This is a genomic window from Pseudomonas sp. TH41, assembly GCF_016650695.1.
Classification (GTDB): Bacteria; Pseudomonadota; Gammaproteobacteria; order Pseudomonadales; family Pseudomonadaceae; genus Aquipseudomonas.
The window spans coordinates 336,793-358,846 of record NZ_JAEKFH010000001.1; the positions used below are offsets into that span (position 1 = coordinate 336,793).

The 22,054-nt window shown below is 57.6% G+C and carries 18 protein-coding genes; 14 read left to right on the forward strand and 4 right to left on the reverse strand.

Annotated elements, in window-relative coordinates; translation table 11 throughout:
• Positions 1 to 27: 27 nt before the first annotated feature.
• From JFU37_RS01565 to JFU37_RS01575, 3 genes are all read left to right on the forward strand, one after another.
• Positions 28 to 867, forward strand: a complete 840-nt coding sequence (locus JFU37_RS01565) for an SDR family NAD(P)-dependent oxidoreductase (protein WP_201112164.1) — start codon at positions 28 to 30, stop codon at positions 865 to 867.
• Positions 864 to 2,516 (forward strand): AMP-binding protein, encoded by a 1,653-nt coding sequence (locus JFU37_RS01570; protein ID WP_201112166.1) that lies wholly within the window; start codon positions 864 to 866, stop codon positions 2,514 to 2,516. The genes JFU37_RS01565 and JFU37_RS01570 overlap by 4 nt, the downstream gene beginning before the upstream one ends.
• Positions 2,517 to 2,602: 86 nt before the next feature.
• Positions 2,603 to 3,460, forward strand: a complete 858-nt coding sequence (locus JFU37_RS01575; RefSeq protein ID WP_201112168.1) for a metalloregulator ArsR/SmtB family transcription factor — start codon at positions 2,603 to 2,605, stop codon at positions 3,458 to 3,460.
• Between the two features lie 60 nt (positions 3,461 to 3,520).
• Here JFU37_RS01575 and JFU37_RS01580 read toward each other — a convergent pair whose 3' ends face one another.
• On the reverse strand, positions 3,521 to 4,441 hold the full coding sequence (locus JFU37_RS01580) for a TauD/TfdA family dioxygenase (protein ID WP_201112170.1): 921 nt from the start codon (positions 4,439 to 4,441) through the stop codon (positions 3,521 to 3,523).
• Positions 4,442 to 4,472: 31 nt separating this feature from the next.
• Positions 4,473 to 6,047, reverse strand: a complete 1,575-nt coding sequence (locus JFU37_RS01585) for an MFS transporter (RefSeq protein ID WP_201112173.1) — start codon at positions 6,045 to 6,047, stop codon at positions 4,473 to 4,475.
• Positions 6,048 to 6,243: 196 nt separating this feature from the next.
• Here JFU37_RS01585 and JFU37_RS01590 point away from each other — a divergent pair, with 196 nt between their 5' ends.
• The 11 genes from JFU37_RS01590 (at position 6,244) to JFU37_RS31100 (ending at position 19,421) form a co-directional block, all read left to right on the forward strand.
• Positions 6,244 to 7,596 (forward strand): hypothetical protein, encoded by a 1,353-nt coding sequence (locus tag JFU37_RS01590; protein WP_201112175.1) that lies wholly within the window; start codon positions 6,244 to 6,246, stop codon positions 7,594 to 7,596.
• Positions 7,593 to 8,987 carry an acyl-CoA reductase gene (locus JFU37_RS01595; protein WP_201112177.1) on the forward strand — a complete coding sequence of 465 codons (1,395 nt, stop codon included), beginning with the start codon at positions 7,593 to 7,595 and terminating at the stop codon, positions 8,985 to 8,987. Before JFU37_RS01590 ends, JFU37_RS01595 begins: the two co-directional genes overlap by 4 nt.
• A 43-nt stretch (positions 8,988 to 9,030) precedes the next feature.
• The gene (locus tag JFU37_RS01600) at positions 9,031 to 9,822 is read left to right on the forward strand and encodes an SDR family oxidoreductase (protein WP_201112178.1); all 792 of its coding nucleotides are present in this window, start codon (positions 9,031 to 9,033) and stop codon (positions 9,820 to 9,822) included.
• 93 nt (positions 9,823 to 9,915) lie between these two features.
• Positions 9,916 to 10,944 carry an aldo/keto reductase gene (locus tag JFU37_RS01605; RefSeq protein WP_201112180.1) on the forward strand — a complete coding sequence of 343 codons (1,029 nt, stop codon included), beginning with the start codon at positions 9,916 to 9,918 and terminating at the stop codon, positions 10,942 to 10,944.
• A gap of 50 nt (positions 10,945 to 10,994) precedes the next feature.
• Positions 10,995 to 12,686, forward strand: a complete 1,692-nt coding sequence (locus JFU37_RS01610) for a DUF1302 family protein (protein WP_201112182.1) — start codon at positions 10,995 to 10,997, stop codon at positions 12,684 to 12,686.
• Positions 12,687 to 12,768: 82 nt separating this feature from the next.
• Positions 12,769 to 14,148, forward strand: a complete 1,380-nt coding sequence (locus tag JFU37_RS01615; protein WP_242485684.1) for a DUF1329 domain-containing protein — start codon at positions 12,769 to 12,771, stop codon at positions 14,146 to 14,148.
• A 150-nt stretch (positions 14,149 to 14,298) separates the two neighbouring features.
• Positions 14,299 to 15,441 (forward strand): alpha-hydroxy acid oxidase, encoded by a 1,143-nt coding sequence (locus JFU37_RS01620; RefSeq protein WP_201112185.1) that lies wholly within the window; start codon positions 14,299 to 14,301, stop codon positions 15,439 to 15,441.
• Between the two features lie 183 nt (positions 15,442 to 15,624).
• Positions 15,625 to 16,962: an MFS transporter gene (locus tag JFU37_RS01625; RefSeq protein ID WP_201112187.1), complete on the forward strand. Its 1,338-nt coding sequence runs from the start codon at positions 15,625 to 15,627 to the stop codon at positions 16,960 to 16,962.
• 16 nt (positions 16,963 to 16,978) lie between these two features.
• Entirely contained in the window at positions 16,979 to 17,416 is a 438-nt protein-coding gene (locus tag JFU37_RS01630) for a PaaI family thioesterase (RefSeq protein ID WP_201112189.1), read from the forward strand.
• Positions 17,417 to 17,436: 20 nt separating this feature from the next.
• Positions 17,437 to 18,309, forward strand: a complete 873-nt coding sequence (locus JFU37_RS01635) for an acyl-CoA thioesterase (RefSeq protein WP_201112191.1) — start codon at positions 17,437 to 17,439, stop codon at positions 18,307 to 18,309.
• Positions 18,310 to 18,371: 62 nt separating this feature from the next.
• A complete protein-coding gene (locus JFU37_RS31100; protein WP_201112193.1) occupies positions 18,372 to 19,421 on the forward strand; it encodes a dihydrodipicolinate reductase in 1,050 nt (349 codons plus the stop codon).
• 49 nt (positions 19,422 to 19,470) lie between these two features.
• Here the strand turns inward: JFU37_RS31100 and JFU37_RS01645 are convergent, their stop codons facing one another.
• Together JFU37_RS01645 and JFU37_RS01650 are read right to left on the reverse strand one after the other, a co-directional pair.
• Positions 19,471 to 20,322 (reverse strand): alpha/beta fold hydrolase, encoded by an 852-nt coding sequence (locus JFU37_RS01645; RefSeq protein ID WP_242485685.1) that lies wholly within the window; start codon positions 20,320 to 20,322, stop codon positions 19,471 to 19,473.
• Between the two features lie 24 nt (positions 20,323 to 20,346).
• Positions 20,347 to 21,972, reverse strand: coding sequence for an AMP-binding protein (locus tag JFU37_RS01650; protein WP_201112197.1), 1,626 nt, complete (start codon positions 21,970 to 21,972; stop codon positions 20,347 to 20,349).
• Positions 21,973 to 22,054 lie beyond the last annotated feature (82 nt).

The window sequence follows — 22,054 nt, forward strand, 5'->3', positions numbered from 1 at the left end:
AATGGCTTCGAATATGGAGTGAGCTTCATGTTGGAACTGGTGAACAAGAGGGCCGTCGTGACGGGCGCCGCCAGTGGCCTGGGTCTGGCCATGGCGCGGTTATTCGTGGCCGAGGGCATGCATGTGGTGCTCGCGGACTTGCCGGGGGCGGCGTTCGATGTTGCTGTTCAAAGCTTCAAGACGGGACAGGTGACGGCAGTGCCCACCGATGTCAGCGACCCGCTGGCGATGGCCGCGCTGGCCGAGCAGGTCAAGGCCGGGGGCGGCGTCGATCTGCTGTGCAATAACGCCGGTATTACCGGGGACCTGCCGCGCTGCAGCTGGGAGCATGACCTTGCCAACTGGCGTCGGGTGCTGGACGTCAATCTGCTTGGCGTGGTCAATGGATTGCACAGCTTTGTGCCGATGATGCTGGAACAGGGCAGGGAAGGGCATATCGTCAATACAGCCTCCATGGGAGGGCTGATGGCGTTGCCTTTCATCAGTCCCTACGCAGCAGCCAAGGCGGCGCTTGTTGCGCTCTCGGAATCCCTGGATCTGGAGCTTGGGAGTCTCGGCGCCGATATCGCCGTCTCAGTGCTGTGCCCTGGGCTTGTGCGTACAGGGTTGACCGGGCCGGGTGCGGATCATGCCCAATCCCGGGCAGCACCTCCCGGCGCAACCGCACAAGCGTTTCACCAGCACGCGCAGAGAGCCCTGAACACTGCGACCGTGACGGCTGATCAGGTGGCCATGCAGCTGTTGATTGGCATTCATGAAAAGCGCTTCTACGTGTTGACTCACGAAAACTCACTGGAGCTTGCCGGCCAGCGCTGGCAGCGGCTTACACGCGATTGCTCACCCCATTACCGGAGCTCACAAGCATGACCCTTTTGCCTTCAATTCAAAATCCGCAAGCACTGCCAGGCTGGTCCGCGGGCGAGTCCGACACGGTCAACGACGTTGTTCGACGCGCTGCCCGCGAGTTCGGCGACAAACCTTTCCTCGATGTCCTGGGCCAGGTGCTCAGCTTCAATGACATCCAGCGTGAGGCTTGCCGCCTGGCCAATGGCCTGGCAACACTGGGCGTGGTCAAGGGCCAGACGGTTGTGACCATTCTCGACAACAACTGCGATGCCGTGTTGATGTGGTTCGCTTTGAATAAACTGGGTGCTATCAGCGTTCCGGTGAACACAGCGTTCAAGGGAGAGTTTCTGCGTCACCAGATTGCCGACGCCAATGCGGCGGTGGTTATCGCCGAGACCGCTTACGCCGAACGTGTCGGCCAGATCGCCGATCAGTTGCCTGACCTGCGCTACCTGGTCCACCGAGGTGATGCGCCCAATGAGTGTGTTGGCAATATCGAGATCGTCGACCTGGAAAGTATGCGCAGTGATGATGATCAAGATCCCGACGTCAAGGTCTCACCGGGCGATCTGACCATGCTGATCTACACCGGTGGCACCACCGGACCGTCCAAGGGATGCATGATCAGCCACAACTATGCGTGCAACGAAGCGCGGCAGATGATCATCTGCCTTGGTCGCACGCGAGAGTCGATCACGTGGACGCCGTTGCCGCTGTTTCACCTCAATGCCACAGTGACCACGGTGCTGTGCAACCTGATGATTGGCGCACGCGCAGTGGTTTATCCGCGCTTCTCGGTTTCCGGGTTCTGGCCGGATATCGAGCGCAGTGGCGCCAACGAGGCAAACCTGCTGGCATCGATGGTACCGCTACTCGCCGGTGCTCCCGACAACGACGCGATGAAGCGTTGCTATGGGCAACTGGACAAGGTGTATGGCGCGCCATTTCCACCCGAGTTGCAGCAACGCTGGCGTGAGCGCTTTGGCGTGCGGCATGCCGTGGGTGGCGCAGGTTTTGGCCTGACCGAATGCGCCATCGTAACCATGTTGCCGTTCGGCGACCCTTACAAACCCAATTGCGCCGGCAAGCGCTGCGGCTCCTTCGATATTCGCGTGGTGGACGACAATGACGTCGAGCTGCCCTATGGCACACCCGGTGAGCTGATTGTGCGTCCGCTCAAGCCCCACGTGATGTTCGAGGGTTACTGGAATCGTCCCGCCGACACCCTGAAAGTCATGCGCAACATGTGGTTCCACACTGGCGATATCGGCATGATCGATGAGGAAGGCTTCTTCTTTTTCCTCGACCGCAAGAAGGATTACATGCGCCGTGGTGGCGAAAACATCTCCAGCTATGAGATGGAAAAAACCTTCGCGGCGCATCCACAGATCGAGGATGTCGCGGTCCATGCCGTGTTCTCCGAACTCTCCGAAGACGAGGTCAAGGTGACTGCGGTATTGCGTCCGGGCAGCAATGTGACCGAAGAAGAGCTGTGTCGCTGGGCCATCGACCGCGTGCCCTACTATGCGGTGCCGCGTTATATCGAGTTTCGCACCCAGGTGCCTCGTAGCCCGGTCGGGCGGATTCTCAAGTATGAGTTGCGCGACGAGGGCGTCACTGCCACGACTTGGGATCGGGTCAAGGCCAATGTGACGTTTGACAAGCGTTGAGCCATCTTGCTGCAGGAAGGTCGCGCTATAAATGACAATGTGTTATTTGTTGCGCCAGCCATGGAAACTGCAAGGAAGATTGCTCGATGCAAACCTCTGAAAGTGCAACGTTGGCCGAACTCGATTGGGCTCGATTCGGGTCTCTGGTAGATCCGAGTCGTCGGGCCATTTTCTACCGGTTGCTTGAGCGGCCAATGGAGGTGAAAGTTATCGCTGCGGAGATGACTATTTCACAGCCCGCCGTTTCCCAGCATTTGAAAATTCTCATGCAAGCCAAACTGCTCTCGTGCGAGCGGCGAGGGCGGTGTTGCCTGTATGCGGCCAATCCGGTGGCGCTGGATTGGCTGTCTTTACATTTTGGAAATGTCCACGATCAGGTGTTGCACCAAGCCCAGGTCATAGGGTCAGGCAAAGGTGCGCCCAACGCATCGGACTCCATCGATGCTGCCATGCAGCAATGGGAACAGGTTTGGCCTGAGCATGATGGCCTGACAGTGGGCGTCATCGTTCGCCTGCGGCTTATTGCGCGCACACTGGAGCAGCTCTCGGAACACTCAGCGGCGCGCTATCAACTCAATACTGTGCAACTGATGCTGCTCGCGACACTTGACCGCTTGGGGCCAGGCCATGAAAGCACTCTGACCGAGCTGTCCAGGATCAGCGTCATGTCGATGCCAGCCACTGCACGGCATCTGGGATATGCGCAAAAGCGCGGCTTGATACACAGTCGCCGGGATCAGAGCGATGCCCGCTCCAACCTCATAAGCTTGACCGACAAGGGACGTGATGTGTTGCGCAGGATAATGACATCGCAACGCGAGCAAGAACATGCAGCGGTTTATCAGATGGGTGAAGAAGAGCGCATGCGTTTGACACTGGCACTGCGCCCCTTAATGAGCAGTTTGCGTGAGTCGCTGGGCGAGTTGGAAAGCCCTGACAGCTAAGTATTGCTCAACCTGGCGAACGCTTGAGCGGCAGAGGGCATTCGCCAGGCAGATGTTAAATCACGCCACGGCCGTTTGCTCAAGCGTCCTTCCCATGGCAAGCCCGCCGCCGCTGATGGTGGTGCGGTGCACCAGGCGCCGCTCTCCCAGCGGGTATCCCAGCGCTGAGTGCAAGGTTCTCCAGTTGTCCCACAACACCATGTCGTCCGGTTGCCATTCATGGACATAGGAAAACCGTTGCCTGGTCACGTGCGCAACCAACTCCTGCAGCAATTCATCGCTTTGTCGGTCGTCCATGCCGACGATGCGCGTGAGGTGCAACGGGCTCAAATTCAGCAGCAGACGCCCACTGACCGGGTGTTGGCGTACCAGTGGATGCGCGACCGCCGGGAATGTAGGGAAGTTACGCTCGCCTTTGTGTTGCATTCGCAGTTGCGGGTCACGTCCATAGGGGGCATCAAGCAGGGATGTGCAGAAGTTGTATTCCACTTCCAAATCGGCAATGGCTTTCCTGGTGCTTGCGGGCAAGGCCTCGTAGGCGGCGATGGTATCGATCCATGCGGTATGTCCACCCTGGGCTGGATTCTCCACGGAGCGCAGAATCGCTCCATGATTGGGCTGGGTCGTAAACACCAGGTCACTATGCCAGGGAATAAAACCGACAAAGGGCTTCTGCGGTTCGGCTTCTCGATAATAAACACTCAACTTTGATTGGGCTGTACTTTCGAGCACCATCAGTTCGGGGTAATCACTTTCACTGACCAGACTCTTGACCGGATGAACTTCAAGTGTGCCAAAGCATCGACTTAGGTTAAGTTGTTCTTCAATCGTGTGGGCCGCATTTTTGAACACCATGATGCCGTTGTCGATCCAACTGCTATATAGCGTTTGCTTGATCGCTTCGTTGATAGGTTGGCTCAGGTCCAGACCGATGCATTCAACGCCGATTCCATTGGGCAGTGGTTTTATTTTAATGTTCACAGTAACTCCCTTTGAAAGTAATGAGCGTGCTTCAAATTAATTGTGCGTTCTTGAGTTCAATGATTTTCGGGCGTCGTTGCAAGCGTAGGCTTAACAGCAACATCACTATAAGTACCGCTGCCAACGAACACGTGATCCACGGAATCGCACTGGCCATGCCTGCATGTTTGGCCGCGCTGAATAGCTGTGTTGCATCCAGCCCCAATTGTTGAAGTTGGTGGGTGAGCGCAGGCGTGGGACTGTCCCCCGTGTGTTGATCCAGTTGAGTCAGCAGTGTCAGGTCGGCACCGGCTTGCCGCGCTTGTTCGCTGATTGAACGCTGCGAAAACAGGGTTGCCGCACTGCCGAAAACACTGAGGCCGAAAGTCGCGCCCAAGGGGGAGCCAACGTCCTTCATCAGGGTAAACAAGCCACTGCCACTGGCCATCCTTGTCTTGGGTATGGCGCTGATCAACAGCTTCATCAGGGCCGGGGTCTTCATGCCATTGGCCAAGCCGACTGCCATGACCAGCGCGGCGACGATCCACAGGGGGGTAGAAAGCTCGATGGTGCCGATCATCAGCATGAAGACCAGAATTACCACCATCGCGCTGACCACGATTTTGCGTAGGTCGTAACGGTCGGCGAGGTGCCCGGCAAAGGGCGAACAGAGCATGGAACAGCCATAGACGCACATGTTGATGAAGCCGACTTGCGAGGCACTGCCGCCCGGGCGTTCGCTGATGAAAAAAGCCAGGGAGTAAGTCAACCCGGACAGACACATCACGCTAAGCAGGTACAGGCCGGCTGGGAGAATGAAATCGGCCTGGCGCAGCAGCGCCACATCGATGATCGGATCGGCAACGCGTTGCTCGACTTTCCACAACAGCAAGGCGGCAAGGATACCGATGGCCAGCGCCGCACAGGTGTAGGGAGAGGAGAAGCCCAGCTTGCTGATGGCCGTCGGAATCGAGAGCAGACCACTGAGCGCCAGAAACAGCAGGCAGGATCCGGCAGCGTCGTAACCACGCTTCGTCGCTGCGACCGGTGTATGCGGAACGAAAAACCAGATCAACACCAGGCCGACAGCACCTAGGGCGCCGCTGAGCCAATAGATGATTTGCCAACTGAAGGCATCGACCAACAAGCCACCGGCCAGGGCGCCGGTGGTCGCACCGAGTGACATCGCCGCGGTAAAAATGCCCAAGGCAAGACCACGCCTGTGCTCTGGAAACAGGTAGCTGATGTAGGCCAGGATCACCGGCAGGATGCAGGCTACCCCAATGCCTTGTACCAGTCTGGCCATCAGCAAGGCGGAAAACGTCGGGCTCAGTGCCGCGGCAAATTCGGCAATGCAAAAGATGACCAGACCCATCATCACGACTTTTTTACGACCGACATTGTCGGCCAATCGCCCCATGATCGGTGAGAACGTCGTCGACCCTATGTAAAAGATCAGGATGATCAGGGCCGCAGCGTTCATGGAGGCACCGTAGTGCCGAACGATGCTGGGCAAGGCTGGTGCTTGAAACGTCATGGCTTCAATGGTCACGAACGTACTGAAAAGCAGCACTGAATAAATAATCCAGGCTGAACGGGGGGTGAGTGTTTCATGTTCTGAGTTCATGGGTTTCTCCAGAAGAACCAGATGTGCACGCTTTCTTGTTGTGCGCCTAGGCTAGGTGAGTTCTCTTCTGTTTGCGCTGACAATCATATAAGTCAGTGCTTATGTGATTAAGGTTGATCATTTCGATAGCCGGGGAATATGGTCTTTTGGCGAACTCAATTACTTAACCAGGTTATATAAGGTCGGAGCGAGACGAATGACCCCGAAGCGCAAAATGTTACTGGATTTGATAGAGAAGCCCGATGAGGCATTCTCCATGAGTGAGGCGCAACTTCTTCCTTTGCGGCTTGCGGCGGCGCAAGAGTTATTTTCACAGCGAATTGAACAGATTCCACTGCTTAAACAACGCGCGCAAGAGGCCGGTATCTCAAAAATTGAGAAACTTTCGGACTTGGTGCCGCTACTGTTTTCCCATACGGCGTATAAGTCGTACCCGGCATCTTTTGTAGAAAAAGGTCAATGGGACCGTTTATTGAAGTGGCTTGATTCGTTGTCGGTACTGGACTTGAGTGGAGTTGATGTCAGCACGGTGACCAATGTTGATGAATGGCTTGAGCGTCTGTGGGCTGCAGATCATCGAGTGCTGGCTACCAGCGGTTCGAGTGGAAAATGCTCCTTCCTTAACCATACCGCGGGTGACCAAGCCAATAAAAAGCGTCATTTCAAATACTGCGCAGCGTGGCCGGTACAGGTTGCCAGCCGTGATCGGCCAGTATTCTGGATGGGGCAGATCAAGGGCCCGAACAGTGCGGTGGAGGCTGGCCAGTTTGCGATGGAGAACTGGGGGCGCGAAGGTGCGGTGTTCACCCTGACCCAGGAGCCGCTGCGGATCAGCGAAGTCAGCAAAATGGCTTCGATGCGCAAGAAAATGGCTGACGGTACGGCAACCCCCACCGAGGTGGCCGAGTTTGAAGCCGAGTCGGTCGTCAAAGGGCAGCAGGGCACCCAGGAGATGCGTGAGTTCGCCGACCGGGTTCTGGATCATCGCCACGAGCCGATCTACTTGATCGGCTTCTGGGCGCAACACCTGGCAATCATCGAACGGGCGCGGGAGCGCGGGATTGCCAACGGCGACTTCCATCCCGACAGCATCATTGGGGCGGGCGGAGGCGTCAAAGGCATTCCTCTGCCAGCGGATTATCGGGAACAGGTCAACGCCTTCTATGGCAATGTCCGGCGCCCGGGGTTGTATGCCATGACTGAATTGTCCCAACCAATGCCACGCTGCGAACACGGGCACTATCACGTGCCACCAGGGTTGATCATGCTGCTGCTCGACGAATCGGGCGAGACGTTGCTCAACCCTGAAGCGGAGCATAAGGGGATCAAGGAGGGCCGCTTCGCGTTCCTCGACTTGGCCTATGAAGGCCGTTGGGGTGGGTTGATCACTGGCGACAAGGTTTCGGTCGATTTCACGCCGACCTGCTCCTGTGGTCGTCCGGGTCCGGTCATTCACGACACGATCGTGCGTTTCACCCAGATGGGTCAGGAAGACAATATCGGCTGTGCCGGTACCATCGATGCCTACATTCGGGGGTCGATTGCATGAATACCCTGACCGCCAAACCGATCATACAAGTCTGCCATATCGTCAAAGGCCGCGTAGTGGAAGGCGCAGAACTCGAATATGGACCGGCGCATGCGCGTTTCTCCACGCCGGCCCTGAATCTTGACGAACTGGTATGGTCGCGGCAGGAACCCGGCCCGGCATTCGACACTCCGCTGGAAGACATCCTTGCGATCCTGGCCGAGACCGGCAAGTGGTTGCAGCGCGATCCGCAAGGTTTGATGGCCCAGGCATTGGAAAACGCCATCCAAAAGAACCCCATGCACCCGCGGATCATGCAGCGCTCCTACGAAATGCTGCCGCGAATATTCGATCGTGACCGCTTGCTGTGCCAGATCGAAAATGAGCTCGGTGGCACCCGGGCCGTCGATGGCTGGTATCCGGTGGAGAATCTGGTCAGTGGCCGCCCTGCACGGATGCGGGCATTCCCGTCACGCATCCTGCATGTGATTGCCGGCAATGCGCCGGGTGTCGCGGCGGTGTCCATCGCCCGTGGCGCAGTGACCAAGGCGGTGAACCTGATCAAGTTGCCTTCCAACGATTTGTTCACGGTACCCGCGATCCTGCGTGGGATTGCTGCCGTCGCGCCCGGTCATGCCCTGGCCCGCTCATTCAGTGCAGCGTATTGGCGCGGAGGGGATGAAAAAGTCGAAAGCCTGTTAATGCGTCCGCAGTTCTTCGACAAGTTGGCCGCCTGGGGCGGCGACAGTACTTTGCGCAGCGCGAAGAACTACATCTGCCCGGGGTTCGAATTGGTCTCGTTCGACCCGAAAACCTCGATTTCGCTAATTGGTCGGGAAGCCTTCGTCTCTGATGAAATTCTTGCAGAGGTGGCCGATAAGGCCGCGGCCGATGCGACCCTGCTCGAGCAGTTGGCGTGCGCTTCCAGCCGTATTCAATTCGTCGAAGGCAGTCCCGCGCAAGTTGATCGATTCGCCGAGCTGTTGCAACAACGAATGGGCTTCGAGCGCCCCCTGTCGTCGGCTGAAGGACGACCGTTGGCCTCGCACCTGCGTGAGGAAATCGACGGCCTGCGCGGTATGTCGGCGTACTACAAAGTGTGGGGCGACTATCAGGGCGCCGGTGTGGTCATCCGCTCCGAAGAACCGGTGGATTTCCATCCGGAAGGGCGTGTGGTCAATGTGGTGCCGGTCAAGGACCTGCAAGATGCCCTGCGCTACGTGAATGTCGCAACACAGACGGTCAGCATCTACCCCGATCAGCGCAAGACGCAACTGCGTGACTTGCTGGCCTCGGCCGGAGCCCAACGAGTGACCTGCATTGGTGGCTCCGGCGGTATGGAAGCGGGGTTGGCCCACGATGGCTTTTTGCCGATGTCGCGGTTGGTCCGGTGGATCAACGACGAAGGCTGATAGGGCGCGGTCGGGTATGCGACTCGAATGGGAGAACTGATAAATGCACGATGGAAAACATCTCGCAGGTGGACTGCCCGGCCTCTCGCTGACGGGCAAGGTGGCCTTGATCACTGGCGCGAGTCGCGGTCTGGGATTTGAGATGGCCAAGGGCATGGCGCAGGCGGGGGCCGAGGTGTGGATCAACGGACGGAATCTTGCAGCGTTGCAGGCTGCGCAGCAGCAGTTGGCCGACTGGGGACTGCAGGTTTCTCTGTTGGCGTTCGATGTCGAGGATGAGCACGCGGTCGCTGCAGCTTTCGAGCACTTGCTTAAACAGCAAGGGCGGATCGATATCCTGATCAATAACGTCGGTATGCGTGATCGTCGCGGCCTGTTTGAGCTGGACCGTCAGGCCCTGCGCGCCCTGCTGGACAACCACTTGGTGGCGGCTTTCGACCTTGCCCGGACAGCATCGCGCATCATGATCGAGCAGGGTGAGGGACGCATCATCAACATGGTGTCGGTGTCTGCCTTCCTGGCCTCGGCCGGAGACGCCGCTTACATCGCTGCTAAAGGTGGCTTGGTGGCGTTGACCCGAGCGCTGGCGGCGGAATTGGGCGCTCACGGCATTACAGTCAATGCCATTGCGCCGGGCCCCTTTGCCACAGAAACCAACCGGGCCCTGGCCGAAAGCGAAAAATCTCGGACCTGGTTGGCCGCGCGCAGCTCGCTGGGGCGTTGGGGGCGGCCCGAGGAAATTGCAGGAGCAGCCGTCTTCCTCTCATCGGCATCGGCATCCTATGTGACAGGGCAGGTATTGGCTGTCGATGGTGGACTGCTGGGGCACTACTGAACCGATTCAAGTGAAGGACTAGTTTCTGCGGGAGCTGGTACGGGATAAATACGCATATATAACTGACAGATAGTTAGTTTTAGAGGGGTGGTTATGCGCTACAAATTGCTCGGAAATTCGGGTTTAAGGGTGTCACAGCTGTGCCTGGGCACCATGACCTTTGGTACGCAAAACTGGGGTGCAGAAGAGGCTGAGGCAGCGGCTATCTACACCCGGTTTCGAGAGGCGGGAGGAAATTTCATCGATACCGCTAATGAAGTCTACGCGGCGGGGCGTTCAGAAGAGGTGCTGGGGCGGCTGATGGCAGGGCATCGAGACGACATTGTGTTAGCCAGCAAATACTCATTTGCTTACCCCGGTGGCAACAACGTCAATGCGGGGGGGAATCAGCGCAAGAGTTTGCGTCGCTCGGTAGAGAGCAGTCTTCGTCGTCTAAACACGGATTACCTGGATGTACTTTGGGTTCACGCTTGGGATCGTCTGACGCCGGTCGAGGAAACCATGCGGGCCCTCGATGACTTGGTGCGCGAAGGCAAGGTGCTCTACCTCGGAATTTCCAATGCCCCAGCCTGGGTGGTCGCTAAATGCAACACCCTGGCGCACGCCAGGGGCTGGACACCCTTTGTCGCAATACAAGCCGAATACAACTTGTTGGAGCGTTCGGTCGAGCATGAACTGGTGCCGATGGCCAGTGACTTTGGGCTCAGCGTAGCAGCCTGGTCGCCACTGGCCAGCGGCATTCTCAGTGGCAAATACAGCGGTGCAAGCAGCTCCCAGAGCAGCAAGCGGCTCGATCATTCCTCTCTCAAAAAAATCGATGAGCGCAGCCTCGAGATTGCTCGAGGAGTCACGCGCATGGCCGAGGCGATCGACCGGACGCCATCACAAGTAGCGTTGAGCTGGGTGCGGGCACAACCGCGCGTTATCCCGATACTCGGGGCACGTACGTTGAACCAACTGCAAGACAACCTTGGCTGCCTGGATTTCGAGCTGACACCTGAGCAATTGCATGAACTTGATCGGCTCAATGCGCCGGCTTTGCACTACCCACACGATTTTCTCGCTAGCTACCGCTCGTTGTTGGATGCCGGGTTTGGCTCGAGGATCGATACCGGATTGTAAACCGTAGGTTCAAATCGCTCATACATGACAGTGAGGCGGAGAGTGTCTTCATGAAAACAATAATAATAAGAAAATCTGATACCGGCAGAGCCCGGCGTTGGCAGCGGGTAGGTAACCGGTCCTTGCTGTGTTTGCTCGCACCGGCAATTCCCTTGTGCGCAGACGCAGCCCTGCTGGAGCTGGACAACCCTGATTGGGAAGTACGCTTCGACAATACCGTGCGTTACAACGTTGCCTGGCGCACGGAAAAGCAGAACAAGGACTTTCTCGTCTCACCCGGGTTCGACGACACCGAAAACAAATTTGATCGCGGCGATGCAGTGACCAATCGCGTGGATCTGCTCAACGAGTTGGATGTGGCTTACCAGGGCCTTTACGGCTTTCGTGTCAGTACTGCAGGCTGGTACGACCAAGCTTACCAAGGAAGTGCCAAGCCTAACGATGATTTGATCGCAAGCGGAAACTACATCAACAATCACTACAACCACTACGCCACGCGTTATAACTCTGGACCCTCCGGCGAGTTCCTCGATGCTTTTGTATTCGCCAACGTCCAGCTCGGAGATGTCGGCGTGGGTATGAAAGCGGGCAAGCACAACGTCTATTGGGGCGAGTCGCTGTTCACACTGGGCAACAGCATTGCCTATTCGCAAGGCCCGGTCGACACCATCAAATCGGCAGCCAGCCCTGGTACTGAAGCCAAAGAATTGTTTCTGCCGATCAATCAGCTTTCTGCTTCGATCAGCCTGACCAATGAACTGACTGTTGGTTTGCAATATCTGTTGGACTGGAAGCCCTACCGCCTGGTGCCAGGAGGCACGTACTACGCAAGTTCGGACGGTTCGCGCTCGGATATCGCTTCCCCTCCGGCGTTGCTCAATGGCCCTGATGTCGAGCCAGACCACAAGTACGGCGATTATGGCGTGAACATGCGGTGGAGCCCTTCAGGGTTCGGTGGAACGATGGGGCTGTACTATCGCAAATTCGATGAAAAACTGCCGTGGAGTTTCACCGAGATTCAAGGTCGGACGCCGACTGCGGTGCGCCTGGCATATGCCAGGGGCACCGAACTATGGGGACTGAGCCTCAGCCAGAATATTGCTCAGATGAGCGTGGCCGGGGAACTTTCGTACCGCAAGAACACTGCACTGGTTTCCCGCTCCGGTTATACCGTCAGAACCACCGCGGCGGGCATCGAACCCGATTACGACGCAGTGGAAGGTGCCCGAGGTAATACCTGGCACGCGCTGATCAACAGCGTTTATCTGCTGCCCAGAACGGCTTTATGGGACGGAGGGACCTTGCAGGGCGAGCTCACTTACACCCGGCTCGATAGCATCACCGATGACCCACAGAATCGTTTCAATAAAGTCGGTCATGGCTGCACAACGGCATTCACCGACAATTGCGCGACGAAGGATGCCTGGGGCATGCAAATGCGCTTCACCCCGGAATGGCCGCAAGCCCTTCCAGGCTGGGACCTGTCAATGCCAATGAACCTTGCCTACGGGCTCGAAGGCAACAGCCCGGCACTGGGTGGCACCAACGAGGGCGCCTACACCTGGACGGTGGGTATAGGTGGCGTTTACCACAGTGTGCATAGTTTCGTACTGAGTTACATCGACTCCTATGCGCGTTATGACACCCGTCCCGACGGCACCGTGACCACCGACTACACCGCAGGGCCCGCGGTGCAGAATGATCACGGACGAGTTTCCCTGACCTACAAAACGACGTTCTGAACTGACTGGTTTCGGCCAGCCGGCGCATCCGGCTGGTCGGCATCGGGGCACTGCGCATCCGTAACGCATCTGGAGAACAATAATGAAATATGTTGAGTGCTTCATGCTGGCAACTGTGAGCCTTGGGCTTTCCCTGCATGCCAGTGCAACACCGACCGAAGATGAGATCCGCCAACTGGGTACCACGCTGACGCCTATCGGAGCCGAGATGGCCGGTAACGCGGCGGGCACGATTCCACGCTGGGACGGTGGCCTTTGTGTGCCACCGGCTGGTTATAGCCCGAAAAGAGGGGAGGCCGGCGGCGGGCCTTGGGTCGATCCTTTCGCAGGGGAAAAACCCGTGGTCAGCATTACTCCGGCGAACCTTGCGCAGTATGCCGACAAGTTGGATGAGGGGACCAAGACCTTGTTCAAACTCTATCCCGAGACATTCCACGTCAATGTTTACCCCACGCACCGAACAGCCTGCTATCCGCAATGGGTGTACGACAACACGATCAAGAATGTGCGCAATCCGAAACTGGTGGGAAAGGCGCCCGGGCTTATCAATGCACATGCGCAGATTCCGTTCCCGATCCCAAAAAACGGTTATGAAGCCATGTGGAACCAGTCCTTGCGGGTCGATACACCGTATTTGCGAGGGGACCAGGAAAACTGGCTGGTCGATGCCAGTGGCAACGTCACACTCACATCGACCAATCGGATCGAACAAAGCAAACCCTATTGGGACAACACTTTAACGTCAGTGCCCGACAATGAACCTCACTGGACGTTGGTTTCAACCACTATCGCTCCGGCAGCGTCAGCTGGCGTGAAGCAATTGCGCTACAACTTCCTCGATACAGAGAAGCAGGATCCGATGGCTTGGTCCTATGTTCCGGGCCAGCGCAGAGTGAGGCTGGCACCGGAATTCAAATACGATACGGTTTCGACTAGCTCCGGTGGCGTGTTGTTATTCGATGAAATCAGTGGCTTTGACGGGAAGATGGACAAGTTTGATTTCGTCCTCAAGGGCAAGCGAGAGATGTATGTGCCGGCCAATGACTATGCGTTCAATTCTGCGCCTGGCGAAGTGGTCAATACACCGCGCCACGCCAACCCTGATTATCTGCGGTTCGAGTTGCGGCGTGTATGGGAGGTGGAGGCCACACTGAAGCCGGGTGAGCGGCACGTGCAGAAAACCAAAGTGTTCTACCTGGATGAAGACAGCTGGGCGGTGATGGTCTACAACGCGTTCGACCAGAGCGGGAAAATCCAGAAAGTCACTTTTTTCCCAGGGTTTCAGGAGTACGACAAGCCTCAATACCGCGCCGCGCCGAATATTCTCTATGACTTTACCAAGCGCGTTTACACCAATAACACAAGGATGGGCGCTGACAAGTCCACGGGTTTCTACCGTGTTGCCCAATATCCCAAGACGTTCTTTTCGGCAGGCTCGCTGGCGGGAACCGGCGTGCGCTGATCGCGGCTGCATTGCCGACGCTTTTGGTGAGGATCGGGTCCATTAGACCGGTTGCCCGATCCAGCCTGTCGGCCGTTGAGTGTGTACGCCTTCGGCTGGCAGGTTCACCTTTTTTGATCTGCCCGGACTTCAGACCAAAGGATATTCGCAATGACCATCGTTGCAACGATTGATGATTTACAACGGCTCGCCAGCCGCAGGGTTCCACGGATGTTTTATGACCTGGTGGATGCCGGGTCCTACACCGAGACGACGTTTCGTGCCAATGAGGCGGACCTCCAGCGCATCAAGCTTCGTCAGCGCGTGGCTGTCGATGTAGGAGTACGCATACTAAGGAGCACTATGCTCGGTCGTGAAGTGGCCATGCCCGTGGCGTTGGCCCCGGCAGGACTGACCGGCATGCAGCGCGCTGACGGTGAGATTCTTGCGGCCAGGGCAGCGGAGCAATTTGATGTTCCCTTCACCCTGAGTACGATGAGCGTGTGCTCGATAGAGGACGTCGCTGCTGCTACGTCCAAGCCGTTCTGGTTTCAGCTTTATCTGATGCGCGACCGCGTGTTCGCCCGTTCCCTGATCGAGCGTGCAAAAGCAGCGGGATGCTCAGGCCTGGTACTGACCCTGGATCTGGCGCTGGTTGGCCAGCGGCACAAGGATGTGCGTAATGGTCGGGCCCATTCGCGCAATACCATGAGCCGCTACGCCAACGTGTTGAGCAAGCCGCGCTGGTGCCTGGACATGTTGAAAACCAAACACCGCAATTGCGCCAATATCGTCGGTCACGCCAAAGGTGTCAGTGACGAGATTTCGCTGCGCGCGTGGGTGGGGTCGCAATTTGATCCAACCGTGACGTGGAATGATGTTGAGTGGGTCAAGAAGCTCTGGGATGGCCCTTTGGTTATCAAAGGGATTCTGGATGAAGAGGATGCGCGAATCGTCGTGGATCAGGGGGCCGATGCCCTCATTGTTTCCAATCATGGCGGGCGTCAACTGGACGGAGCACCTTCGTCAGTCAGTATGTTGCCAGCAATCGTCGATGCAGTGGGTTCTTCTATTGAAGTGTGGATGGATGGAGGAGTGCGCAGTGGTCAGGATGTGTTCAAGGCCTGCGCTCTGGGGGCCACTGGCGTATTGATCGGGCGCAGCTACCTGTATGGGCTCGGGGCGGCGGGGCAAGCGGGCGTCACCCAGTGCCTGAGCATCATTCATAAAGAGCTCGATGCGACCATGGCCTTGAGTGGATGTGCTGACATCAATCGGGTGAGTCGAACAAATTTGATATCCGGAAGCTGGTGAGGCTGGATGGAGTAAAATAACAAATCGTTAGCTATTATTTTTTTGTGTTTTGCGTGATTCGCGCGTTTATCTGCATAAATATTTATAAAGTCTAACGAAATCAGGTGAAATTGTTTCATTGATTTCCCTGTTAGTCGAGGACGATTGCTGGCAGACTGTCATGAAAAATGATGGAGTGTCAGCATGTCTCGTCCTGTTGAAAAGCCTGGAAGAACGTTTTCGATCGACTTCACCGAGTTCCGCCTGGGGTGGAGAGTTTTGATCCTCGCCCTGATCGGGATCGGTACCTCCGTGAGTGTTGCGCCGCTATATGCCTTCGGCTCCATGATCGTACCCCTGCAGGAAGCCTTCGGCTGGACCCGTGGCGAGATACAGCCGGCCATTTCCTTTTTGTTCGCTTGCTCGGTGATCTCCATCCAGATCACCGGCTGGCTGTTTAAACGCTACGGAATACGCCCGGTGACACTGTGCTCGTTGGTGGCGTTGGCCCTGGCCTATGCGCTGATGACCTTCAACACCGGCTCCATATGGCAGTTATACGGCGGATATGCGCTGTTGGCGTTCGCCGGGCTTGGGACCATGCAGGTAACCTGGACGCAGCTGGTCAATCTGTGGTTTGACCTTAATCGCGGCCTGGCTCTGGCGATCATCCTTTCCGGCACCGGGCTGGCAGCCTTGGTGCTGCCGCCCGTACTGAGCTGGGCGATCGGGCAGTGGGGCTGGCGCGCAGGTTACTGGCTGCTGGGCCTGTTGCCATTGTTGGTAACCTTGCCGCTGTCGTTGAGCTGGCTGTCCACGGCAGCGCCGCTGATCAAGCAAATCGCGGTGGCTGAAGGGGCTGATGTCGAAGCGGTCAAGCTGCCAGGTATGGATTTACGTCAAGCCGCACGGTCACGGCGCTTCTGGATCTGTAACTTTGCGCTGCTGCTGGCGGTCACGGCCATGATCGGCATGGTGATCAATACCGTGCCAATGCTGCGCGACAAAGGGCTTTCGGCGGCGGACGCAGCCCGCGTATTCAGTATTTATGGCGTTTCCCTGGTGCTCGGCCGGGTGGTGGTGGGGTATTTGATCGATCGGTTCTGGGCTCCGGGCGTGGCCTTCGTGGTGTTAATGACGCCAGCCATTGGCTGTTTCATTTTCATGACGCAAAGCGACATGCATATTTTCATGCTCGGTTCGATTCTGGTGGGCCTCGGTGCCGGCGCGGAGATGGACATCGCGGCGTTCCTGATGGCGCGTTATTTCGGTATGCGCGACTACGCCAGGGTCTACAGCCTGCACATGGGCGTCATTGGCCTGGGTAGTACCCTGGCACCCTTCGGCTTTGCTATTCTTTTTTCCCGCACCGGAACCTACGACTCGATGCTGACCTATTGCGTTCTGGCATTCCCGCTGTGTTCGCTGCTGTTGTTGACCTTGGGCCGCTATCCGCGCTTCGACGGATCGGCAACGTTTGAGCGCTCATCCGCAGGCAAGCCGTTGGCCGTGGGCCAACCCGCCTCCCGAACCTCGCTTTGAACAACGGAATAAACACATGGCAGACGGTGCAGCTTTCCTGGCCAATCTCATGGCGGACCAGGGTATCGATCCCTTGATGCAGCACCTGGAAATTCTCGGGGCGCCTCAGATGTACGAAGAGGGGGCGCGACTTCAGGTCCGGCTCAAGGGTTTCCACATGAACGGCGGTGGCAGCACCCATGGTGGGTTGATCATGACCCTGATGGATGTGGTCATGGCCTGCAGCACCTTCGCCTCTGGGCGCGACCAGCATTGCGTCACCGTGGAGATGAAGAGCAGTTTCATGCGCCCCGGCGGGCAGGCCGGGGACGTGCTGAATGCGCAAGGTTTTCTGCGTTCGAGCAGCCGCTCGCTGGCGTTCTGCGATGCTGAAGTGCGCAACGAAGCGGGTGAGTTGCTAGCTACCGCATCCGGTACGTTCAAATACATCAAACGTCCGGTTTCCGTTCTCTGACAAGCCTGCCGGGATACCCGATGAACCCGTCTGATGTTGTGCAAGCCCGGCTCTGGAATCAGCAGGTATTGGCGGACCTGCTGTGTATCACACAACGAGATTCACTGGTTTTTACCGGTGACGTTCATGATGCCAACCTCAATGGCCGAGTCTTTGGTGGGCAACTGTTGGCGCAGGCTTTTCTGGCTGCCCGGCACTGTTGCCCGGACAAGCAGCCAGCGACGCTGCATTGTCTGTTTTTACAAGGCGCGCTACCGACGCTGCCGATTACCTATCAGGTGACGCCGCTGCAGGAGGGCAAACGCTTTGCCAACTTTCATGTCAGTGGGTTGCAACAGACGCGGCGGGTGATCGATGTTCAGGTCAGCTTTCAGGCTCCCATTAAAGGCTTCTTTCATGTCGAGGCGCCGCCGCAAGTACCAGACCCTGAAGAACTGCCCACGATGACTCAGTTGCGTCTTGGTGACCGGGCGGACTGGGGGCGGTTTGAAAAAAACTGCGCGCAATTGCGCATCGTCGAACCGCAACGTTATCTATGCCAGCCCTCAAACGAGCCGAACCTGGTCTTTTGGGTAAAATTGCACCAACGCTTGCCCGAAGATGACGCGGTGCAGGCGGCTGGCCTGGCCTATCTCAGTGATTTTTGGGTCAACAGTGCGGCGATTCTGCACCATGTCGCCCTGATCGAGGCGCGCGACCGTTTGTTTATCGCCAGCCTCAACCATTCCCTCTGGTTTCATCGCCCTTGCCGCGCCGATCAATGGCTGCTGTTCGTTTGTGACAGCCCTAGCCTGCAATCTGGACGTGCCTTGTCCAATGTGCGGATCTACGACCAGCACCGACAGTTATTGGCGTCGATTGCCCAGGATTGCCTGATGGACGAGCGCGATTGAGCCAAGCTGTTCGCACCCTTGCCATGTCACCTTGCGCCTGACGGCTCTGGAGAAATATCGCCGTGAAAAAACTTCGGGTTATCGTCTGTTATACCGGCGGCGTGGGCCGTCAAATCATCCGCCTTCTCGATGGTCATCCCAAGATTGAGCTCGTCGGTGTACTCGTTCATGACGAAAAGAAGGACGGCGTCGATGCAGGCATCCTGAGCGGCATCGGGGCCTTGGGTATGGCGGCGACACGGGATCTGGAACAGTTGCTCACCGTGCGTGCCGATTGCGCGTTATGGCACGGTACATCGTGGAACGTCGATATCGTGGAGCGCTTTCTGCGCCGCGGCATCAATGTCTATTCCGGCATCGGCGGCTGGTACCTGCAGGGAGAGCCAGAACTTGCGGCACTGGAAGAAGCCTGCCGAGCGGGTAACGCCACGCTGGTCGCAGGGGGCAACATCCCTGGTTTAATCAGTGATGTTCTGCCTTTGTTTCTTTCCGGTTACGCCGGCCGGGTCACGTCGATCCGAGCCTGGCAACGCGGCTATAACGCCCACTATCCGTCCGCCGTGCAATTGAGCCAGGGTTGCGGATTCGGCATTCCGGTGCAGCAGCAAACGAGCGGCGCGATGGTGGACAATTTATGGCTGTGGGGCATGCGTCAATCCGCTCGCATGGTGGCCGACGGCCTGGGGCTGGAATTGGACGATGTGAAAATTACCAACAAGGAATACGCGCTGGCTCCGGAGGACCTGGTGCTCGAAGCCAGTGGACTGCACATTCCTGCTGGAACTCCGGCTGGCGTGAGATGGACCTTCACCGCCTATTCCTATGGTCGTCCTTTCCTTGAAATCGTGAACGAGCAGGTTGCGTGTCTGAGGCTCGGCCCGAACTGGCGACAGCGGGCTGACGAACCCAACTGGCGGGTCGAGATTGATGGTTCGCCTCGCATCTGCTGTGAGCTGTCGGCACAGCCGGGGGAGGATGGGATGGATCACGCTGCAGCGCTGAACGCAGCGCGGGCGGTCAATTTTGTGCCGGGTGTCGTGCTAGCGGCACCAGGCTGTCGCTCCGTCCTCGATCTGCCGGCGCCACATGCCACACACTTTGCATTTTCCTGATAAAAAAAGGGCCCGCGACGGCCCTTGAAGTGATGCGCGTTGCCCTCTTCTAGTGTGCCGGGTAGTGGCGTTGGAGGAACTCGATAATGGCGGCATTGAACAGGTCGTTCTTGTCGCCAGCAACCATATGACCTGCGCCTTCCACGTCGACGAAGGTCATATGTGGAATCATCGCCTGCAATTCTTGTGCACCCTCGGGGCTGACCACATCGCTTTGTTGTCCGCGCACCAGCAGGGTTGGGATGTTGATCTTGCCAGCGGCGTCCTGCATCCGTTGTGCTATGCGGGCAACCTTCTGACGATGATCTCCGGCCATGAAGCGCGGGTCCCAGTGCCAGTACCAACGCCCGTCATCACGCAGTCTGAGGTTCTTCTCCAGCCCGCTGGTATCACTCGTTTGCTTACGATGGGGGTTGTAGGCACTGACGACCTGGGCCGCCTGTGCCAGGGAGGTAAATCCATCGGCATTACCGGTCATGAATTGAAAGATATGTTCGATTCCTTCAAGTTCCAGGCGCGGGGCGACGTCGACCAGAATCAGGCACGAGGCCAGCCTCGGCTCCGATGCACAGGCCAGCAATGAGTTGACCCCGCCCATCGACGCACCCACCAACGCGGGTGCTGCTCCCAAAGTGTCGATGACCGCAAGCAGGTCGTCGACTTGGGATTGCGGGCCGTAATCGCCGTTTTCGATCCAGTCCGATTGTCCGTGCCCTCTGGCGTCCAGGGAGATTACCCGATACCCCGCACCGGCCAGCGTCCTATGGGCCCGTGACCAGGAGTGGCGGGTCTGACCACCACCGTGCAATAGCAAAATCGGTGGGCCGCTCTTCGGGCCGGAAACATCGGCGGCCAGGCGATTGCCTGCACCGCCCGTGAACCAGACAGGTATGGGTTGCATTGCAAACTCCTTGGCCGCCGTCATTTAGCGTTTGGCCAGTTTCAGACCGGACTTTTCCCGGTCCCACGTAGTTGCGGTCACGCCTTCATCGCGCAGCTGGAACTTGTATATGCGTCCTAGCGGGCTTTTGGGCAGCGCCGAGCGGTACTCGATGTATCGGGGTACCGCATAGTAGGGCATCTGATCGGCGGCCCAGCGGCACAACTCTTCCTCGCTGAGCGCGTTGCCTGGCTTCAGGGTAATCGTGACCTTCAGCTCATCCTCGCCCAGGTCAGAGAGCACAGCGTGAGCTGCCACCTCGTCGACCGTTTCGTGTTGCAGGAATGCACTTTCAACTTCGAAGCTGGAGATGTTCTCGCCGCGACGACGCAGATAGTCTTTCTTGCGGTCGACGAAATAGAAGAAGTCATCGTCGTCGAACTTGCCGATATCGCCGGTGTGGAACCACATGTTACGCATGACTTTAAGGGTGTCTTCAGGGCGCTTCCAGTAGCCTTCGAACATGACGTTTGGTTTGCGCGGGCGAACGATGATCTCGCCTGGGGTGTTGGGTGGCAGCTCGACATCGTTGTCGTCGACGATGCGCACGTCGAAGTCTTCGGTATTGCGCAGGCCGGAACTGCCCGGCTTGCCAACAGTACCGAAAGGCAGAATGCTCGGCAGCGAGCATTCGGTGAGGCCAAAGCCGCCACAAACGGTGTGGGTGACACCGAATCGTTCCTTCCACTGTTGCTGCACCGTCTCGGGGAACGGCGCCCCCCAGACCGCCTTGACCTGGCCGCGGCAGCGCAGGCTGGATTCGTTGTCCGGTGCGCCCGCCAGCATGGGCATCATCGCGGCGAGCAATTGCACATCGTTGGCGCCGGTACGCTCTATCTGCGGCCAGAAATTGGACACAGAGAAACGTGGGTAAATGGCGATCCGGGCGCCGACCATCATGTTGGCAACGACGGTCGTGGCCACCGCGTTGAGATGGAACAGTGGCAGCGGCGACCAAGTAATGGTGTCTTCCTGGCGATTAGTAATCACCAGCATTTGCCGCGCTAGGCTGCAGGTATAGTTGTGGCTGACCATGCAACCCTTGGAAGGGCCAGTGGTGCCGCCGGTATAGATGAGCATCGCTAGGTCATGGGGCATGACTTGCACGTCCGGCTCGCTGGAGTCGTCACTGAGCAGGTCATTCCAGGCCAGCAGTGTCTGATTGATTGTCACCGTTGGGATGGCGCCGCGGTGAACCAGGGTGGTCAGTTCAGGCAGTATGTCGGCAATGGCCGCGACCCGATCGGCATAGTCACTCTCGGCAATGACCACGGCGGCGCCGGCATCACCCACTTGATGGCGCAGGAACTCACCTTTGAGTGCCGTGTTGACCGGCACACTGACAGCGCCGAGTTTATTGATGGCAAACCAGATAAAGACGGCGTCGGCGGAGTTATCCAGCAGCGTTACCACGGTCTGGCCTTTCTTGACCCCCAGTTTGCTCAAGCCATTGGCCAGGCGACAGGCGGCCTGGTTGATATCGGCAAAGCTGTAGGTGTCGCCAAGAAAATCCATGAACTGGCGGTCGCCATACTTCTCGGTAGCGCGCTGCAAGACGGCGTTGATGGTGTCTAGCTGGTCAGTGCTCCAGCCGGGTTCACGTGCTGCCATGGATCTTCACCTCGAATTTTGTTTTTGTAGGTGCCTCTCTACGCTCGGGACGAGAGCAGAGATTTCCCGCTATCTTAGCGCC

Excerpts from the sequence above, each read along its gene's own strand:
- JFU37_RS01565 (WP_201112164.1), top strand. The coding sequence starts at position 28 with ATGTTGGAACTGGTGAACAAGAGGGCCGTCGTGACGGGCGCCGCCAGT.
- JFU37_RS01570 (WP_201112166.1), top strand. The coding sequence starts at position 864 with ATGACCCTTTTGCCTTCAATTCAAAATCCGCAAGCACTGCCAGGCTGG.
- JFU37_RS01575 (WP_201112168.1), top strand. The coding sequence starts at position 2,603 with ATGCAAACCTCTGAAAGTGCAACGTTGGCCGAACTCGATTGGGCTCGA.
- JFU37_RS01585 (WP_201112173.1), bottom strand. The coding sequence starts at position 6,047 with ATGAACTCAGAACATGAAACACTCACCCCCCGTTCAGCCTGGATTATT.
- JFU37_RS01590 (WP_201112175.1), top strand. The coding sequence starts at position 6,244 with ATGACCCCGAAGCGCAAAATGTTACTGGATTTGATAGAGAAGCCCGAT.
- JFU37_RS01595 (WP_201112177.1), top strand. The coding sequence starts at position 7,593 with ATGAATACCCTGACCGCCAAACCGATCATACAAGTCTGCCATATCGTC.
- JFU37_RS01600 (WP_201112178.1), top strand. The coding sequence starts at position 9,031 with ATGCACGATGGAAAACATCTCGCAGGTGGACTGCCCGGCCTCTCGCTG.
- JFU37_RS01605 (WP_201112180.1), top strand. The coding sequence starts at position 9,916 with ATGCGCTACAAATTGCTCGGAAATTCGGGTTTAAGGGTGTCACAGCTG.
- JFU37_RS01610 (WP_201112182.1), top strand. The coding sequence starts at position 10,995 with ATGAAAACAATAATAATAAGAAAATCTGATACCGGCAGAGCCCGGCGT.
- JFU37_RS01615 (WP_242485684.1), top strand. The coding sequence starts at position 12,769 with ATGAAATATGTTGAGTGCTTCATGCTGGCAACTGTGAGCCTTGGGCTT.
- JFU37_RS01620 (WP_201112185.1), top strand. The coding sequence starts at position 14,299 with ATGACCATCGTTGCAACGATTGATGATTTACAACGGCTCGCCAGCCGC.
- JFU37_RS01625 (WP_201112187.1), top strand. The coding sequence starts at position 15,625 with ATGTCTCGTCCTGTTGAAAAGCCTGGAAGAACGTTTTCGATCGACTTC.
- JFU37_RS01630 (WP_201112189.1), top strand. The coding sequence starts at position 16,979 with ATGGCAGACGGTGCAGCTTTCCTGGCCAATCTCATGGCGGACCAGGGT.
- JFU37_RS01635 (WP_201112191.1), top strand. The coding sequence starts at position 17,437 with ATGAACCCGTCTGATGTTGTGCAAGCCCGGCTCTGGAATCAGCAGGTA.
- JFU37_RS01645 (WP_242485685.1), bottom strand. The coding sequence starts at position 20,322 with ATGCAACCCATACCTGTCTGGTTCACGGGCGGTGCAGGCAATCGCCTG.
- JFU37_RS01650 (WP_201112197.1), bottom strand. The coding sequence starts at position 21,972 with ATGGCAGCACGTGAACCCGGCTGGAGCACTGACCAGCTAGACACCATC.